Origin of the sequence: Rhizobium sp. RAF56, from assembly GCF_052113965.1 — a bacterium.
GTDB lineage: Bacteria > Pseudomonadota > Alphaproteobacteria > Rhizobiales > Rhizobiaceae > Rhizobium.
Genome location: NZ_JBFRDU010000001.1, coordinates 20147 through 37164 on the forward strand (window position 1 = coordinate 20147; position 17018 = coordinate 37164).

The 17018-nt window shown below is 60.7% G+C and carries 13 protein-coding genes and 1 pseudogene; 8 read left to right on the forward strand and 6 right to left on the reverse strand.

What is annotated here, in order from left to right:
* The first annotated feature begins 194 nt into the window (after nucleotides 1-194).
* On the forward strand, nucleotides 195-419 hold the full coding sequence (locus tag AB4048_RS00105; RefSeq protein ID WP_442199867.1) for a hypothetical protein: 225 nt from the start codon (nucleotides 195-197) through the stop codon (nucleotides 417-419).
* 36 nt (nucleotides 420-455) lie between these two features.
* Here the strand turns inward: AB4048_RS00105 and fumC are convergent, their stop codons facing one another.
* Nucleotides 456-1847 (reverse strand): class II fumarate hydratase, encoded by a 1392-nt coding sequence (gene fumC, locus AB4048_RS00110; protein ID WP_442199868.1) that lies wholly within the window; start codon nucleotides 1845-1847, stop codon nucleotides 456-458.
* 427 nt (nucleotides 1848-2274) lie between these two features.
* On the opposite strand from fumC, the gene AB4048_RS00115 reads away from it, so the two are divergent.
* Nucleotides 2275-4158 (forward strand): L,D-transpeptidase family protein, encoded by a 1884-nt coding sequence (locus tag AB4048_RS00115; RefSeq protein ID WP_442199869.1) that lies wholly within the window; start codon nucleotides 2275-2277, stop codon nucleotides 4156-4158.
* Nucleotides 4159-4236: 78 nt separating this feature from the next.
* On the opposite strand, the gene AB4048_RS00120 is transcribed toward AB4048_RS00115, so the two are convergent.
* Nucleotides 4237-4947: an HAD family hydrolase gene (locus AB4048_RS00120; protein ID WP_442199870.1), complete on the reverse strand. Its 711-nt coding sequence runs from the start codon at nucleotides 4945-4947 to the stop codon at nucleotides 4237-4239.
* Nucleotides 4948-5096: 149 nt separating this feature from the next.
* On the opposite strand from AB4048_RS00120, the gene rpiA reads away from it, so the two are divergent.
* From rpiA to AB4048_RS00140, 4 genes are all read left to right on the forward strand, one after another.
* Complete coding sequence (gene rpiA, locus AB4048_RS00125; protein WP_442199871.1) at nucleotides 5097-5798, forward strand: ribose-5-phosphate isomerase RpiA; 702 nt, start codon at nucleotides 5097-5099, stop codon at nucleotides 5796-5798.
* Between the two features lie 14 nt (nucleotides 5799-5812).
* A complete protein-coding gene (locus AB4048_RS00130; RefSeq protein ID WP_442199872.1) occupies nucleotides 5813-6427 on the forward strand; it encodes a DUF2059 domain-containing protein in 615 nt (204 codons plus the stop codon).
* A gap of 140 nt (nucleotides 6428-6567) precedes the next feature.
* The gene (gene gor / locus AB4048_RS00135; protein WP_442199873.1) at nucleotides 6568-7953 is read left to right on the forward strand and encodes a glutathione-disulfide reductase; all 1386 of its coding nucleotides are present in this window, start codon (nucleotides 6568-6570) and stop codon (nucleotides 7951-7953) included.
* Between the two features lie 186 nt (nucleotides 7954-8139).
* On the forward strand, nucleotides 8140-9513 hold the full coding sequence (locus AB4048_RS00140) for a class II 3-deoxy-7-phosphoheptulonate synthase (protein ID WP_442199874.1): 1374 nt from the start codon (nucleotides 8140-8142) through the stop codon (nucleotides 9511-9513).
* A 76-nt stretch (nucleotides 9514-9589) separates the two neighbouring features.
* Here the strand turns inward: AB4048_RS00140 and AB4048_RS00145 are convergent, their stop codons facing one another.
* Nucleotides 9590-11326 carry a TadG family pilus assembly protein gene (locus AB4048_RS00145; protein ID WP_442199875.1) on the reverse strand — a complete coding sequence of 579 codons (1737 nt, stop codon included), beginning with the start codon at nucleotides 11324-11326 and terminating at the stop codon, nucleotides 9590-9592.
* Nucleotides 11326-11748 (reverse strand): TadE/TadG family type IV pilus assembly protein, encoded by a 423-nt coding sequence (locus tag AB4048_RS00150; RefSeq protein ID WP_442199876.1) that lies wholly within the window; start codon nucleotides 11746-11748, stop codon nucleotides 11326-11328. The genes AB4048_RS00145 and AB4048_RS00150 overlap by 1 nt, the downstream gene beginning before the upstream one ends.
* 277 nt (nucleotides 11749-12025) lie before the next feature.
* Here AB4048_RS00150 and AB4048_RS00155 point away from each other — a divergent pair.
* A pseudogene (locus AB4048_RS00155) lies at nucleotides 12026-12450 on the forward strand (GFA family protein).
* Nucleotides 12451-12461: 11 nt separating this feature from the next.
* Here the strand turns inward: AB4048_RS00155 and AB4048_RS00160 are convergent.
* Together AB4048_RS00160 and AB4048_RS00165 are read right to left on the reverse strand one after the other, a co-directional pair.
* Nucleotides 12462-12992: a DUF1003 domain-containing protein gene (locus AB4048_RS00160; protein WP_442199877.1), complete on the reverse strand. Its 531-nt coding sequence runs from the start codon at nucleotides 12990-12992 to the stop codon at nucleotides 12462-12464.
* 189 nt (nucleotides 12993-13181) lie between these two features.
* Nucleotides 13182-15014: an LTA synthase family protein gene (locus AB4048_RS00165; protein ID WP_442200205.1), complete on the reverse strand. Its 1833-nt coding sequence runs from the start codon at nucleotides 15012-15014 to the stop codon at nucleotides 13182-13184.
* 287 nt (nucleotides 15015-15301) lie between these two features.
* Here AB4048_RS00165 and AB4048_RS00170 point away from each other — a divergent pair, with 287 nt between their 5' ends.
* Nucleotides 15302-16981 carry an NAD+ synthase gene (locus AB4048_RS00170; RefSeq protein ID WP_442199878.1) on the forward strand — a complete coding sequence of 560 codons (1680 nt, stop codon included), beginning with the start codon at nucleotides 15302-15304 and terminating at the stop codon, nucleotides 16979-16981.
* Nucleotides 16982-17018: the final 37 nt, after the last annotated feature.

Sequence of the window (17018 nt, forward strand, 5' to 3'; positions counted from 1 at the left end):
TATCCGTAAAATTTGATCTTTTCCGCGAACCCGATCGAAGGACCGAATGGCGTATTGCGAGGTCACACCGTCAACATTTGCTGGACGGTCGGTTCACGAATGTCTGTCTTCAATCGGTGGCAGATCACCATCATATTTGACGCATACGGGCTCGGCGCTTCGAACGCGACCTGAGAGCCTAGGGAAACAGGGCGATGCATACCTCTCGTCATCATGTCATATCACCGCTGGCGGCAGCACTCGCCGTCTTTGCCGTCGCCCTCCTTCTGATTGGAAACAGCGGCTTTTTCCGTCAGGCATTTCAGCGGGAAATCCTTGCCTCCGTCGACCAAAGCGAGGTTCTCGGGGCGACGGACATGGTTCCCGAGAAGCCGGCTTCGTCCGCGACGGATCGCACGCTCGCGTCAAGCGTCCGCTGATCCGTCACAGGTCAGTGACATCGAGGTGCGTGCGGTCTATTTGGGTCCGATCATCGTTTCCGGGCGCACGATCGCGTCATAATCTTCCCCAGAGACCAGCCCGCTTGCGAGCGCTTCCTCCTTCAGCGTCGTGCCGTTCCTGTGCGCGGTCTTGGCGATCTTTGCGGCATTGTCGTAGCCGATCTTCGGGGCGAGCGCGGTTACCAGCATCAGCGAGCGCTCGAGCCCGGCCTTGATATTGTCCTCGCGCGCCTCGATGCCGACGACGCAGTTGTCGGTGAAGGAGACGGCGGCGTCGCCCAATAGCTGCACCGACTGCAGGAAATTATAGGCCATCATCGGGTTGTAGACGTTGAGCTCGAAGTGCCCCTGGCTGCCGGCAAAGGTCAGCGCGGCGTTGTTGCCGAAGATGTGGGCGCAGACCTGCGTCATCGCCTCGCATTGGGTTGGATTGACCTTGCCAGGCATGATCGACGATCCCGGTTCGTTTTCCGGCAGCGACAGTTCGCCGAGCCCGGCGCGCGGGCCGGAGCCGAGGAAGCGGATGTCGTTGGCAATCTTGAACAGCGCCGCCGCGGCCGCGTTGATCGCGCCGTGGCTGAATACCATGGAATCATGGGCGGCGAGCGCCTCGAACTTGTTCGGTGCGGTGACGAAGGGAAGGCCGGTGATGCCGGCGATTTCCTCGGCCACCTTTTCCGCAAAGCCGACCGGAGCATTCAGCCCGGTGCCGACGGCGGTGCCGCCCTGGGCGAGCTCGCAAAGCCCCGGCAGGCTCATCTCGATGCGCTTGATGGCGGAGGCGACCTGGGCGGCGTAACCTGAGAATTCCTGTCCGAGCGTCAGCGGCGTTGCGTCCTGGGTGTGGGTGCGGCCGATCTTGATGATGTGGCCGAAGGCTTCGACCTTGGTTTCGAGCGCTTCATGCAGATGCCTGAGCGCCGGCAGGAGATGATGGACGATCTCTTCGACGCAGGCGATATGCATGGCCGTCGGATAGGTGTCGTTCGACGACTGGCTCATGTTGACGTGGTCGTTCGGATGAACGGGTTTCTTTGAACCCATCTCGCCACCGAGCATCTCGATCGCGCGGTTGGAAATGACCTCGTTGGCGTTCATGTTCGACTGCGTGCCGGAACCGGTCTGCCAGACGACGAGCGGAAAATGGTCGTTGAGCTTTCCGTCAATCACTTCCTGGGCGGCGGCATCGATTGCCTTGCCGAGGGCTGGGTCGAGCTGGCCAAGAGCCACGTTGGCGCGGGCGGCGGCCTGCTTGACGATGCCGAGCGCTCGGATGATCGAAAGCGGTTGCTTCTCCCAGCCGATCTTGAAATTGCCGAGAGACCGCTGCGCCTGGGCGCCCCAATAACGGTCGCTCGACACCGCGATGGAGCCGAAGGTGTCCGTTTCCGTGCGTGTCGACGTCATTTCTATGCCTTTCCTTGGACATGGGAGCGACCGTGCTCCGCGGCTGCTTATATAGGTCCGTTCTCCGTCGCTGGGAACCTCGCGCGCTTATTCATCAAGGTGGTTGTCATGATCTATTCGACGCGCATTCGCGAAGCGTGCCTTTTATGACACGCTGACGATTTTTCGCGTTGGGGGAGAATTTTGGCCATCAAATAACAGCAAAAAATTAGGTAAAAAATTAACTAATACTTTCATAATTTTGTGTGAACTGAAGCGCGAGTCGCGCCGTCGCTTTCGTCACGCAAAGTTGAGGTGCTGCCATTATCCGGAGGGCTCGTCCATTGCCTATCTATTGAGTATTGCGATGACGAATGTCGCGCGCAATAGACGGCTGTGTCGTTGCCCTCGTTTCGAGCTACCTAATGTCACAGGGACTGATTTCAGAATGAAGCCTTTCACCAAGAATGCTGCATCGTTGCTGCTGCTGACGTGCAGCGTCGCGGCTTTCGCAGCCACCTCCGCGAACGCGATGACGCTGATGGAATTCCTGCGCGGCGGCAGGGGCAGCATACAGTCGCCGCAGATGAGCCCGTCCAGTCCGCGTCAGGCAGCGCCACGGGCGCGAAACACTGCGGAACTGAATGATCCGCTGCCGACCGTCAGCTCGCCGCGCTACTATACCTATAAGCCCGAACCGATGCGGCTCGTGGCTGTCGATAGGTTTGCCGATCCCGTCGTTACCGGCGCCGTCGTCTCTGCTGTCGATGTCAGCGTCGAGCCGGCGACGGTGCAGCGCCGCTACCTCACGGAAGCGCGTGTCATGGCGACCTCCGACGTCGCCAAGGCGTTGGAAGGCTACTATGGCGATCAGAACAGACCGCTTGTCTGGGTGTCGGGCAGCGAGATGAACGACAAGGCCAAGGCGGCACTTGCGGTGCTGGCCGATGCCGGCTCCGTCGGTCTCGATCCGGCCGACTACGTCGTACAGGTGCCGACCGGCAACGCGGGTCTCGATCCGGTCGATCGCGACCGTGCGTTGATGCAGTTCGAACTTAGCCTGTCGGCTAAGGTTCTCGCCTATGTACAGGACACCGTGCGCGGCCGCCTGGATCCCAACAAGATCTCCGGCTACCACGATTTCAAGCGCAAGGACGTGCGGCTCGACCCGGTGCTGAAGCTGATCAGCATGAGCCCGGATGTCGCCGCTTACTTGAGTAGCCGCAGCCCGTCGAACCAGGAGTTCACGGAGATGAAGGCGGAGCTGGCAAAGCTTCGCGCTGAATCCGATGCTTCCGGCGTTCATGTGACCGTAACGCTGGACGGCATCTTGAAGCCGGGCGGCACGTCGCCCGAACTCGCCGACATCGTCAAGGCGATCGAAATTCACGGTTCCGAGGCTCTGAAGCAGGAGCATACGGCGACTTTCTCCTCCTATCAGGGAACGCCTGATTACACACCGGAGATCGTGGCGCTGGTCGAGGGCTTCCAGAAGGAGCATGGTCTCAGCGCCGACGGCGTGATCGGCCAGTCGACCGTGCGGGCGCTTGTCGGCGAAAACAACGACGCGAAGATCCAGAAGCTCGTCGTCGCGATGGAACAGCTGCGCTGGCTGCCGGACGAACTCGGGTCGCGCTATGTCTTCATCAACCAGCCGGCATTCATGGTCTACTACCATAATAACAACAAGGAAGAGCTGGCGATGCGGGCCGTCGTCGGCCAGAAGACGCACCAGACATTCTTCTTCGAAGACGAGATCCAGACCGTCGAGTTCAATCCTTTCTGGGGCGTACCGCAGTCGATCATCATCAACGAGATGCTGCCGAAGCTGCGCGCCGATCCGGGCTATCTCGACCGCATGGGCTATCAGGTCGAGGTGAGCGGTCACGCGGTCGCGTCGTCCAGCGTCGACTGGTACGGTTCTACCGAGAGGATAGCGGTTCGCCAGCCGCCGAGCGACGACAACGCACTTGGCGAGCTGAAGATCCTCTTCCCGAACAGCCATGCGATCTACATGCATGACACGCCGTCGAAGAGCTTCTTCAAGAAGGACATGCGGGCCTTGAGCCACGGCTGCGTCCGTCTTTCCGATCCGCGCGGCATGGCGGCCGCCGTCCTGAAGACCAGCGTTGCCGATGTCGCCAGTCAGATCGCCGCCGGCCAGAACAAGGCCGTGCAGGTGCCCGAGAAGGTGCCGGTCTACATCTCCTATTTCACCGCCTGGCCTAACAAGGACGGCGTGGTGGAATTCTTCGACGATGTCTACGAGCGCGACGCCTACACGCTGAAGGCGCTCGAAGCGACGACCAAGGCCCGCGAAACGCAGATTTGAGCAGGGCTTCGTACTGAAAGCAAAAGGCGGCTCCTCGGAACCGCCTTTTTTGTTGGCCGTCTGTCGATCTCGTCTGACCTATGCCGCAACCAGCAGGCTTTCCACCAGCGCCGGCGTCAGCTCGTCGTAGTGGGCGATGATGCGGTTCGGGTTTAGCGTTTCGACGCCAACGTCGGAATAGCCGAAGGGTACCGCGATCGAGGGGACGCCGGCGTTGCGGGCGACCAGGATGTCGTTGATGCTGTCGCCGACCATGACGGTACGCGAAAGGTCGCCGCCGGCGCGGCTCACCGTGCCGATCAGATGCTGCGCGTCCGGCTTGCGCACCGGAAAGCTGTCACCGCCGGTCACTGCGTCGAAATGTCCCGTCAGCTCGAGGCGGTCCAAGAGCGCAACGGCGAGGGACTCCATCTTGTTGGTGCACACCGCAAGGCGAAAGCCGGCCGTCTTCAGCGCCGCCATCGAGGAGAGAAGGCCGGGGTATGGCTTGCTGTCACCGGGCATGGTGTCGGTATAGAACGCGATGAACCGCTCAAGAAGCGGGGGGAGCGCATCGTCCGAAAGCGGATGGCCTCTCAGCCGGCAGGCGCGTTCGATCATTGCCTTTGCGCCCTGGCCGACGAGGTGCGTCAGGTCCTCATAACCGACCGGTGCGAGGTCGAGTGCGGCGATGGTGTGATTGAGGCTGGTGATCAGATCCGGCGCGGTGTCGATCAGCGTGCCGTCGAGGTCGAATACGACGAGGGGAGATTTCACGGGGCTCAAGCCTTGGTGGAAGTTGATCCGCATCAGGTAGACGGTCGATGGGCATTTTGCAACGTCGCTTGAGGCCTGGCGAAGCGATCCGCATTTCTTGTAGACGCTGCTATTTTGGCTTCCGTTTGCCGAATGAGCCGTGTAAACAGCACTCCACCGGAAACAGTCGGAGCAAATGGCGCATGGACGCCCGCCAAATGAAGATCAAGGCCGCAGAGGCGGCTCTCGCCCATGTCGAGAGCGGAATGCGGCTTGGTATCGGGACGGGAAGCACGGCTGAGGAATTTGTACGCTTGCTGGCTGAGAAGGTCGCGGGCGGGCTCAAGGTCGAGGGCGTTCCGACCTCAGAGCGCACGGCGCGGCTTTGCCTCGAACTCGGCGTGCCGCTTAAGTCGCTCGACGAACTTCCGGAACTCGATCTCACGATCGACGGCGCCGACGAAGTCGATGGCGCCCTTAGGCTGATCAAGGGCGGCGGCGGCGCGCTGCTGCGGGAGAAGATCGTTGCGGCCGCCTCGACGCGGATGATCGTCATCGCCGACGAGAGCAAGGTCGTAGACACGCTCGGCGCGTTTCCGCTGCCGATCGAGGTCAACCCGTTCGGCCTGGTCTCGACGCGTCTGAAAATCGAGCAGGCGGCATCGCGGCTCGGACTTTCCGGTCCGCTGACGCTCAGGCAGTCAGCCGGCGAAAACTTCATGACCGACGGCGGGCACTTCATCCTCGACGCATCTTTTGGCCGTATTCCTGATGCAGAGGCGCTGGCCGCCGAACTATACGCGATCCCCGGTGTCGTAGAACACGGGCTCTTCATCAACATGGCATCACTTGCGATCATTGCCGGACCGGCAGGGGCGCGAACGCTGCAGCCGAAAAATATATAGGAGCACTGAAAATCATGATCAAAATAGCGGGTCTTGGCCGGTTTGCCGCTGCGACCATCGTTCTTTCAGGCCTTGCGCTCGGCTCCGCCAGCGCCCAGGACGTCACCGACGAGCAGATCAAGGCAGCTCGCGCGGCGATCGGCTCTCTCGGCATTACCAACCAGTTCGACGCAATTCTGCCGAACCTGGCCGAGCAGCTGAAGAGCACGATGATCCAGGCCAACCCGAACTTCCAGGACCAGATCAGCGCAACCGTGGACGCGCAGGCTTTGGCACTTGCAGCCCGCCGCGCCGATCTCGAGCGCGAGGCGGCGGCTACCTACGCCAAGAGCTTCACAGTTGACGAACTGAAGGCGATTTCCGACTTCTTCACGTCTGACGCGGGCAAGAAGTTCATCAAGGACAGCCCGATCGCGAACCGAGAACTGATGAAGGCAGCCGACATCTGGGCTCAGGGGATCTCCCGCGATCTCGCAAGCCAGAGCAACACGGCGCTTCAGAAGGTCGTCAAGGTTCCGGCGGCTCCGCCGCTTGCGGATGCCCAGGCGCCGGCTCCCGCCGCCAAGGCGGCCCCCGCCGCCAAGGCCGCTCCCGCCAAGGATGCCGCAGCGCCCGCGAAGAAGAACTAAGCCGTTCATAGGCGCAGTCTTTGAAAAGCCCGGATCCTCCGGGCTTTTCTTATTTCCTCATCGACCCCTATATGAGAGTGGCAACGGCTGCTGGCCGTGGCCGGCGCAACTTGGGCGGTGTTCAAGGCAGGAGCTTTTGCATGTCTTCTTACGATTATGATCTTTTCGTCATCGGTGGCGGCTCGGGTGGCGTGCGCAGCGCGCGCGTGGCGGCATCGCTCGGCAAGAAGGTCGGCATCGCTGAGGAATACCGCTACGGCGGCACCTGCGTCATTCGCGGCTGTGTGCCGAAGAAGCTCTTCGTCTACGCCTCACAGTATCACGAGCATTTCGAGGATGCGGCCGGCTACGGCTGGAGCGTCGGTGAGACGAGCTTCGACTGGAAGAAACTGGTCGCAGCCAAGGACAAGGAGATCGCCCGCCTGGAGGGGCTGTACCGCAAGGGCCTCGACAACGCCAAGGCTGACATCTTCGACACCCGCGCGGAACTGGTCGATGCGCACACCGTCCGCTTGCTGAAGAACGGCAAGACGGTGACGGCGGACCGCATCGTCATCGCCGTCGGCGGCGCCCCCAATCCGCACGCAGCCTTGCCCGGCCACGAGCTCTGCATTTCATCCAACGAGGCGTTTCATCTGGAGACGCTGCCGACCTCTATCCTGATTGCCGGCGGCGGCTATATCGCGGTGGAATTCGCCAATATCTTCCACGGCCTCGGCGTCAAGACGACGCTGATCTATCGCGGCGCGGAAATTCTCTCCCGCTTCGACCACGACCTGCGTAAGGGTCTGCATGAGGCGATGGAGGCCAAGGGCATCCGCATTCTCTGCCATGACGTGATGGAAGACGTGACGAAAGCGGGCGAGGGGCTTCGCGTTCGGACGAAAAACCACGGCACCCTCGACGTCGAGACTGTCATGCTGGCACTCGGCCGCGATCCAAACACCAAAAATCTGGGCCTTGAGGCGGCAGGCGTGAAACTCGACGAGCGCGGCGCAATCGTCGTCGACGAATATTCGCGCACCTCCGTGCCCAATATCTTCGCTCTCGGCGACGTCACCGACCGGGTACAGCTGACGCCGGTCGCGATCCACGAGGCGATGTGTTTCATCGAGACCGAATACAAGAACAATCCCACCAAGCCGGACCATCAGCTGATCCCGACCGCGGTCTTCTCCCAGCCGGAGATCGGCACCGTCGGCCTGAGCGAGGAGGACGCCGCCAAGGCCCACGCGGAACTCGAAGTCTACCGCGCCCAGTTCCGCCCGATGAAGGCGACGCTGTCGGGCCGCGACGAGAAGATGATCATGAAGCTGATCGTCAACGCATCGGATCGCAAGGTCGTCGGCGCCCATATACTTGGCCATGACGCTGGCGAAATGGCGCAGTTGCTCGGCGTGACGCTGAAGGCCGGCTGCACCAAGGACGACTTCGACCGCACCATGGCGCTGCATCCGACGGCTGCGGAAGAGCTGGTGACGATGTATACGCCAAGCTATCGGATCCGGAACGGCGAGAGGGTGTAAATCGCGTCGCGAAGTTCCTATCTTGGCTTCGGCCAGCGCGTCAAAACGCTGCAAAATCAACTCCGCGGGCAATGACGGAACTGGGCTAGGGCTGCTATGCAAGCCGCCATCAAAGGTTTATAAGCCCCGCGATATCGTGGACGACGGACATCAGGCGAAAGCCGGATGCAACACAGGTGAAGTGACATGGCACAGAACTGGACCCCGAATAGCTGGCGGCAAAAGCCAATCCAGCAGGTGCCGGACTATCCGGATCAGGCAGCGCTCGCGGCCACGGAAGCACAGCTGGCAACCTATCCGCCGCTCGTCTTCGCCGGGGAAGCGCGCCGCCTGAAGAAGCATCTCGCCAATGTAGCGGAAGGCAACGGCTTCCTGCTGCAGGGCGGCGACTGCGCCGAAAGCTTCGCCGAACATGGCGCGGACAACATCCGCGACTTCTTCCGTGCATTTCTTCAGATGGCCGTCGTTCTCACCTTCGGTGCGCAGCAGCCGGTGGTCAAGGTCGGCCGTATCGCCGGCCAGTTCGCCAAGCCGCGCTCGTCCAATATCGAGACCCAGGACGGCGTTTCGTTGCCAAGCTACCGCGGCGACATCGTCAACGGCATCGAATTCACCGAGGAAGCGCGCATTCCGAACCCGGAACGCCAGGCGATGGCCTACCGCCAGTCGGCTGCGACGCTGAACCTTCTGCGCGCGTTTGCGATGGGCGGCTACGCCAACCTCGAGAACGTCAACCAGTGGATGCTCGGCTTCGTCAAGGACAGCCCCCAGGGCGAGCGCTATCGCAAGCTTGCCAATCGCATCGCCGAAACCATGGACTTCATGCGGGCGATCGGCATTACGGCGGATAACAATGCGAGCCTGCGCGAGACCGATTTCTTCACGAGCCATGAGGCGTTGCTGCTTGGCTATGAGGAAGCGCTGACCCGCGTCGACTCCACCTCTGGCGACTGGTACGCCACCTCCGGCCACATGATCTGGATCGGTGACCGCACGCGCCAGGCCGACCACGCGCATGTCGAATATTGCCGCGGCATCAAGAACCCGCTCGGCCTCAAGTGCGGTCCGTCGCTGCAGGCGGACGACCTCTTGAACCTGATCGACATCCTGAACCCGGCAAACGAGGCGGGCCGTCTGACGCTGATCTGCCGATTCGGCCACGACAAGGTAGCCGACCACCTGCCGCGTCTGATCCGTGCCGTCGAGAAGGAAGGCCGCAAGGTCGTCTGGTCCTGCGACCCGATGCACGGCAACACGATCACGCTCAACAACTACAAGACGCGTCCCTTCGAGCGGATCCTGTCGGAAGTCGAAAGCTTCTTCCAGATCCACCGCGCCGAGGGCACGCATCCAGGCGGCATCCACGTCGAGATGACCGGCAAGGACGTGACGGAATGCACCGGCGGCGCTCGCGCGCTTTCTGGCGATGACCTCGCCGACCGCTACCACACGCATTGTGATCCGCGCCTCAACGCCGACCAGGCGCTGGAGCTGGCCTTCCTGCTCGCCGAGCGGATGAAGGGCGGTCGCGACGAGAAGCGGATGGCGATCACCGCCTGATCGGTGAGCGGCCTGCAGCGCCGCGACCGACTTGGAACTTAAAGCGAGGCCATCGAAGGATGGCCTCGCTTTTTTCTTACTGGACCAGAACAGGCTGTTGGCATCGCGCGTCCGTGACGCGGACATCCGCCTCTCCGACTTTCACGCCGAGGAGCAGCAGGGTGTTATAGAGAAGGTCATCCAGCGGTGCCGTCAGTCCCGACAGAGTTTTTGCGACAGCTGCCTCGACTGCGTCATTCGTCCCGAGCTTGATGAAACCGAGCAATTGAACATCGATCTTGGCGTTGGTGAGCAGCGAGGTCACCGTCGAGGTGAGCGTATCCTTGGTGGACACGTTCTTGATCGTGGCCGCGGCGATATCGGCGGCGGAGAAGCTCAGCGTACTCTTCGTCATGTTGGTGATGTTGACGCTGGACAATGCCGTGACCTTCGCGAGGCCCGAGTCGATCAGCGTGGCAGCCTTTACCCTCGGCTTGCTGGTGAAGTATGCAAACGACGCGGGATCGGCCTCGCCGAGTTCAATATCGGCAATGCCGGGTATGGCATCGACGGCGACGTTGGCATTCTGCGGACCGCCGCCGAGGCATGTGATATTCGCCAGATTACCCTCGGCGTAGGCGACTTCGACATAGAGCGGAACCTGCAGCGACAGGCCAGCGACAGCCGCCAAACCAGAAACGGTAAGCTTGAGTTGCACGCGGGTTTGGGCAGTACGGATCTTTGCGCCGACACCGCCGACAACCGTGGCCGGCGTTTCCTGCGGCGGCTCGCCGATCGCCAGCATCAAGGTAACGTTCGCGATGCCGGGAACTGTGGCGCCGAGATCCACTGCGACCTGCTTGTTCAGGTTGGCGGCGCGTGCCGACGCGTTGATAAGTGACATCGCGCTCGCATCAATGGAAAGATGCGAGCCGCTGCCGATCGGGCGTTGCTCCAGAGGCCCGAGATCGAGGATGTCGCCGATCGTGAATTTCACCTTGGTTGTGTTGGCGGCGTTCTGAAGGGTCTTCAGCGCGGCTTTTGCAGTGCCGGAAAGATTTGCCGACTTGGCGACGCTGTTCATGAACTGGCTGAAGGAAATCTGCGTGTCGAGCACATCGGAGTAGGTGAGCGCGGTCAGATTGAGATCGGTGGCAAGCGTGTCGATAACCGACAGGAGATTGACATCGGCGGATACCAGTGCGTCGTAATCCATGGCTTTCAGCGAGATCGTGGTGCCGAGGAGGCTGCCGAGAAGCCCGTTCAAAACGCCGCCGTTGAGGCTCGCCAGGCGCGAGCCGATGGAGAACGCGGCGATCTTTTGCGTCGATGCAGTGCCGACGGCAGCAAGCGTCGGAGCCGTCGAGATGGGTGATGCAAAGTACACTCTCCCCATCTGCTGGATTGCAACTTTCACCGCGTCATAAGGCTGCGCCCCAGCAACGAAACGCTTAGCCACGTCGGTTGCGGGATCGGCAACATAGGTGCCGGGAGTAATCGTTGCTATCCCGTCAAATTTGTTCGCCTCGGCGACTGCCAGTTGCACCAGATTTGCCTTCGAAACACCGCTAGTATCGGTCTGAATGATGAAATTCAGGCCGTTCTGCTGGAAGTTCACGCGGAGGTTCGCCTCGGCGTTCTTGGCGTCGGAGGCGGCGACCATCGCCGCAAGATCTGCGTCCTGCTGGAGCCTGCGCTGCTGCAGCGTCAGCATGCCGTAGTCGACACCAAGGCTGAGCGAATAGAGGACGAGCGGCGCGCCGACAGCGGCGGCGATGGCGATATTGCCGGCGCGACAGCCTTGCAGGCGGAAAAATTCGGTTGCCTTGAACATCAGATGCCCCCCATCCGAATGGTCGCGAAGCGTCTGATGACTTCATCGGGCAGGGCGTAGCTGAAGAGGTTCCAGATCGGCAGGTTGGAGGCGTCGTATGCGAGTGAAACGGTGAACTGATTGCTGTTTGCCGGGTCTTGCGTCACCGCGACAACCAGATTCTTGCGGTTCACAAAGCCGTCTCCGATCGTCGACCGGTCGATATAGGTCTTGACGAATTTTTCGCGCTCTGCATTGGAGACGCCCGCCACGGCGGTGCGGGCCGCATCGGCCGCGAGCTGTTGTATCGAGTGTGCCGCGGCGAGATAAATACCGTAGGCAATCAGGGTCATTAGGGTCAGAATAAAAATAGGCGCAATGATTGCAAATTCGACGGCTGAGGATCCGTCACGGGCTGAGGCCAGCTCCCGCGCTTTTCGCATTGATAGTCTCCACAAATATCGCTATAAAATATCGTCTTAGGAGTGTATTTTTGTTGATATGCAATAATAACAAGAATTGTTTGAAAGAGTTTAAGGCAAGAGACTATTTATTGCCTTTTACTGAGCTGTTTTGCAAATCGTTTTAGCAATAGTCGTGAACGATGTATTCGGTGTGCCGGAAAGAATGGTTAGAATCAGGTCAGCTATTCTAAATTCGCGGATATGATGTATTGCTAATATACTCAGCTGGCAAAAATGCATTATAAACGGAAAAACCATGACGGAAGAACATTCAGGCTCCTGCCTTTGTACGCGGTCCGCTTTCGGACACGTGGAGAGCTGCGCGAGGTGGTGGGCTGCCACTGCACGCAATGCCGCAAGCAGACGGGCCTCTACGTTGCCGCGACGAACGTGGCGCTCGACCGCATCGTCATCGAGGGCGAGGAAGCGATCACCTGGTTCAGTGCGAGTTCCTTCGCGCGCCGAGGCTTCTGCGGCACTTGCGGCTCGCTGCTCTTCTGGCAGGCGAACGAGGGCCAGGAGATCTCCATCATGGCCGGCGCCTTCGATAAGCCGACCGACCTCAAGCTCGCCTACCATATCTTCTGTGCCGACAAGGGAGATTTCTACGAAATCACCGATGGCCTGCCGCAATACCGGCAGGGACGGCCGGGGCTTGCCACGGCGGGATCAACGGATTGAATATCCGGCAGTCAACCCTTGGCGGTCAACGCCTGGGATAGCCGCGCGACGTCCTCGCGCAGCGCGGCAAGTTCGGCCAGCACCTTCACATCGATCTTTTGATGCAGCGACAGCACTTCGAGTTCGGCCTTCAGGTTGACCTCATAGTCCTTTGCGGCCTCGAAGCGGTCGCGCTCGGTCTGCCGGTTCTGCGACATCATGATGATCGGCGCCTGGATCGCGGCCAGCATCGAGAGAATGAGATTGAGGAAGATGAAGGGGTAAGGGTCGAAGGCGCGGGTTACGAGGACGATCGTGTTGACGACGCACCAGAATGCCAGGAAGACCAGGAAGGTGACGATAAACGCCCAGGACCCGCCGACGCGGGCGATATTGTCGGCCAGCCGTTCGCCGAGGCTCGCTCTCGCGGAGAAAGCCGCATTCACATCCGTGGATATGACCTTGCGTTCGTGGGCCTTCGCCAGCACGCGCTTTTCGATCTCGCCGAGTTCGTCGGCGGACTTGTCGAAATGCATGTGAATAAAGTTCGGCAGGGTGGACATGGGAGACTCCGGATATCTTGGCTAGAGCAGGTCTGCTTTTCTTTGACCGCAGATCCGCTCTATCTTTTTGTTTTCACGCAATTCCGGACGGAAAACCGTTTCACACTTTTCCTGGAACTGCTCAGGGCGCGGCGGCCGCAAGTATCCGAAGCTTCTCATGAATTGCAACGGCAAAGCCGTCACCGGTCGTCAGGTGCTCTGCCCGGTCAACCAGGCATGCGACGGGAAGAAGCGCCCAAGCCCATATTGATGGCCGAACATCATGTCGTATTGCAGGTAGCGATAGTCCCGTATCAGCGGATCGAGTTGCCTGTCGTCGCGGCCCCAGTCGGGAAATGTCTGGCTGTCGCGCGTTGCGAGCTGGTAACGGTCGACGATGTTGTATTTCTTCTGCACGCGGCCAAGGAAGCCCGTATAGAAGGGATGCTCGAAGCCGGCGGTCTTCAAGAGGTTATAGGGCAAGAGCGCCGGGCTGATGGTGCCGATATCCTTGCGAACGCCTTTCTTGCTCGACCAGATGACGAGCGGCGTTTCGTGCTCGCGCTTCATGACGTCCAGCGACGCCTTTCGGGTCGCTACCTGCTCGGGCATATAGCCGGTATCGGGATAGACGGTGCCGAGCGGCGGCAGATGATCGCCCCAGAGCACGATGATGGTCTCGCGATTGCGCTTGGACGCCCAGTCCATCAGCATCTTCAGGCTTTCGTCCGCTTCGCGCACGCCCTGGGCATAGGTGGCAAGGGTCTCGCGGTCGGCGTCCGGCAGATTGCCTTCCACGGCAACGGTGTTTTGGGCGTAGCGGTGCGCTTCGTAGGGGCCGTGTCCTTGCAAGGTGACCCCGAAGAAGAAGAAGGGCCGATCCATGGCGTCGCCCTCCCGCATGATCTCCTTCATCATCGAATCGTCGGAGGCGAACAAGCCGCGCTTGTCCATGGCGGGTAGGGTTTCCTCGGTGCGGAATTCCTCGAAGCCGAAATCCTTGTAGACCTCGTTGCGGTTCCAGAACCAGCCCTCGAAGGGATGAATCGCGCGTGCCGCATAGCCTTCGCCGCGGAAGAAGGTGGCGAGCGACGGTACCTGATGGCGCACATATTGCTGATAGGGAATGCTGCCATAGGGCAGGAAGGCGTTGGAGAAGCCGGTCAGCGCCTCGAACTCGACATTGGCCGTCATGCCGCCGAATTCCGGCGAGAACACGTGGCCGGATTGCGCGGCGCGGATGTTCGGCAGCGGATCGGGGGAAAGCCTGATGTTGGAAAGCCTCGTCGGATCCCAGAAAGACTCGCTCATCAGCATGATGACGTCGGGCTTTTCACGCGGGCCGGCAAGGTAGGAGTAGTTGCGGGCAGGGATCGCGTCGAGCGCATCGTGATTGTAGCCCGCCGGCGCCTTGAGGTGCGCCATCGGCAGGTTCAGCGAAAAGGCGATGATGAAGCCGTTATAGCTGTAGTTTTCCTTCTGATCCCAAACGATCGGGATAATGCGGAGCTTCTCGCGCAGCCAGGAATACTGCTGAGCATCCATCTGCGAGACGAAGACGGCGAAAAGCGGCAGGCAGATCGACAGGCGCAGAGTTCGCGCCCGGCGCGAGAGCCGGCCGGCATGGCTCCAGCCGTAGCGCCAGAGATAGACGAGGCCGGCGATGGCGACAAGCAGCCCGGCGACGATGGCAACGGCCGTCAACGGGCGCTCGCGGACCATCACCGGCATGAGTTCGACGATCTGGCGGGCAAACAGGATGTCGGAGGGATAGAGCGGATCGGAAAGATAGTGCTGCTTTTCGTTCGACACCAAGGCCGGAATGACCACGAGCGGCGCCACGACGAGGACGGAGAGATGCGCCCGGCCGAAGATGCCGTCCAGCCCCAGGATGACAAGGAGGAGCAGGCCGATGGTGGTGAGCCCGGGCTTGATCGGCGAGGTGAGATATTCGGGAATATCCGCCAAGGAGCCGCGGCTGATCCACTCGACGACCACCACGGTCGCAAATGCGATCGCAAGCGTCAGGCAAAGGCTCAGCAATTGGCGGGAGAATGCCGATCGCGGCGATACAACCCCACCGGGCGCCGCAACAAATAGCCGATCGATGGAAGTCGAGCGCGATGACGGAGTCGCCAAGATTTTCTCCGGATTTCTTACAAAGTTCACCTTACTGTCACACCACTGTCATGAATGCTGGATGAACCGCAAGGCGCCAGATGGCCATTCAGTTGTTTTCGAATGTGAAAAAAACACGTGCAGACGGTGACTTCGGCGGATGGCGCCGCGGAGTGGTTGCGGAAGAACGCCGTCGTCGCTAAATCTATGGCATGACAGAACAAAGCGTCCTCACTGACACTCTTCGCATTGCCGTTGCCCAGCTCAATCCGACGGTTGGCGACATCGCCCGCAACCTTGCGAAAGCGCGGGAAGCCCGCGCCGATGCGGCGCGTCAGGGTGCTCATCTGCTTCTGTTGACGGAACTTTTCATTTCCGGCTATCCGCCGGAAGACCTGGTGCTGAAGCCTGCCTTTCTGAAGGCCTGCCTCAAGGCCGTCGAGGATTTCGCAGCCGATACGGCCGATGGCGGCCCAGGCGTGGTCGTCGGTTTCCCGCGGCTAGGTGCGGTTGGGCCGCACAATTCCGTGGCACTGCTCGATGGCGGCAGGATCGTCGCCCTGCGCGACAAGGTGGATCTTCCGAACTACGGCGAGTTCGACGAGAAACGCGTATTCGTCGAGGGCTCGATTTCTGGCCCCTATAATTTCCGAGGCGTACGGCTCGGGATTCCGATCTGCGAGGAGATCTGGAACGACTTGGACGTCTGCGAGACGCTGGCGGAAGCGGGGGCCGAAATTCTTCTGGTGCCGAACGGTTCGCCCTACTATCGGGGCAAGCTGGACGTCCGCCATCAGGTGGTGTTGAAGCAGGTGATTGAAAGCGGCTTGCCGCTGCTGTTCGCCAACCAGGTGGGCGGCCAGGACGAGCTTGTGTTCGATGGTGCGAGTTTCGCCTTCAACGCCGACAGGACGCTTGCCTTCCAGATGAGCCAGTTCGAGCAGACGCTATACGTCTCCACATGGAAGCGTCGCGCCGGTGGCTGGCGATGCGAAGAAGGCCCTTCCTCCAAGGTTCCCGAAGGCGAGGAGGCAGACTATCGCGCCTGCCTTCTCGGGTTCCGCGACTACGTCAACAAGAACGGCTTCAAGACGGTCGTCCTCGGCCTTTCCGGCGGCATCGATTCCGCCATTTGCGCGGCGATCGCCGTCGATGCGCTTGGCGAGGAGCGTGTGCGGGCCGTCATGTTGCCCTATCGGTACACCTCGGAGGACTCGCTGAAGGATGCCGCGGATTGCGCCAGAGCGCTTGGCTGCCGCTACGATATCGTGCCGATCGAGGAGCCGGTCACCGGCTTCGTGTCGGCGCTCGCGGAGCTTTTCGAAGGCACCGAAAGCGGCATCACCGAGGAAAACCTGCAAAGCCGCGCGCGTGGCACAATCCTGATGGCGATCTCCAACAAGTTCGGCTCGATGGTGGTCACGACAGGCAACAAGTCGGAAATGTCGGTCGGCTATGCGACGCTCTACGGCGATATGAACGGCGGTTTCAACCCGATCAAGGACCTGTACAAGATGCAGGTCTACGCGTTGTCGCGCTGGCGCAACGCGCATGTGCCGCCGGATGCGCTCGGGCCTTCGGGCGAAGTCATCCCCGCCAACATCATCGAGAAGGCACCATCCGCGGAGCTTCGGCCGAACCAGACGGACCAGGATTCGCTGCCTCCCTATCCGATGCTCGACGACATCCTGGAATGCCTGGTGGAAAAGGAGATGGCGGTCGAAGAGATCGTCGGCCGCGGTCATGATGTCGCAACCGTCCACCGCATAGAGCATCTGCTCTATCTCGCCGAATACAAGCGACGGCAATCCGCCCCCGGCGTGAAGATCACCAAGAAGAACTTCGGGCGCGACCGACGCTATCCGATCACCAATCGATTCCGGGATCGTTAACCGCAATGATTGAAGTGGCTTCGCCTTTGCACCATTT

Excerpts from the sequence above, each read along its gene's own strand:
- AB4048_RS00120 (WP_442199870.1), bottom strand. The coding sequence starts at position 4,947 with ATGCGGATCAACTTCCACCAAGGCTTGAGCCCCGTGAAATCTCCCCTC.
- fumC (WP_442199868.1), bottom strand. The coding sequence starts at position 1,847 with ATGACGTCGACACGCACGGAAACGGACACCTTCGGCTCCATCGCGGTG.
- AB4048_RS00150 (WP_442199876.1), bottom strand. The coding sequence starts at position 11,748 with ATGCGAAAAGCGCGGGAGCTGGCCTCAGCCCGTGACGGATCCTCAGCC.
- AB4048_RS00160 (WP_442199877.1), bottom strand. The coding sequence starts at position 12,992 with ATGTCCACCCTGCCGAACTTTATTCACATGCATTTCGACAAGTCCGCC.
- AB4048_RS00170 (WP_442199878.1), top strand. The coding sequence starts at position 15,302 with ATGACAGAACAAAGCGTCCTCACTGACACTCTTCGCATTGCCGTTGCC.
- AB4048_RS00115 (WP_442199869.1), top strand. The coding sequence starts at position 2,275 with ATGAAGCCTTTCACCAAGAATGCTGCATCGTTGCTGCTGCTGACGTGC.
- AB4048_RS00140 (WP_442199874.1), top strand. The coding sequence starts at position 8,140 with ATGGCACAGAACTGGACCCCGAATAGCTGGCGGCAAAAGCCAATCCAG.
- AB4048_RS00145 (WP_442199875.1), bottom strand. The coding sequence starts at position 11,326 with ATGTTCAAGGCAACCGAATTTTTCCGCCTGCAAGGCTGTCGCGCCGGC.
- AB4048_RS00105 (WP_442199867.1), top strand. The coding sequence starts at position 195 with ATGCATACCTCTCGTCATCATGTCATATCACCGCTGGCGGCAGCACTC.
- gor (WP_442199873.1), top strand. The coding sequence starts at position 6,568 with ATGTCTTCTTACGATTATGATCTTTTCGTCATCGGTGGCGGCTCGGGT.
- rpiA (WP_442199871.1), top strand. The coding sequence starts at position 5,097 with ATGGACGCCCGCCAAATGAAGATCAAGGCCGCAGAGGCGGCTCTCGCC.
- AB4048_RS00130 (WP_442199872.1), top strand. The coding sequence starts at position 5,813 with ATGATCAAAATAGCGGGTCTTGGCCGGTTTGCCGCTGCGACCATCGTT.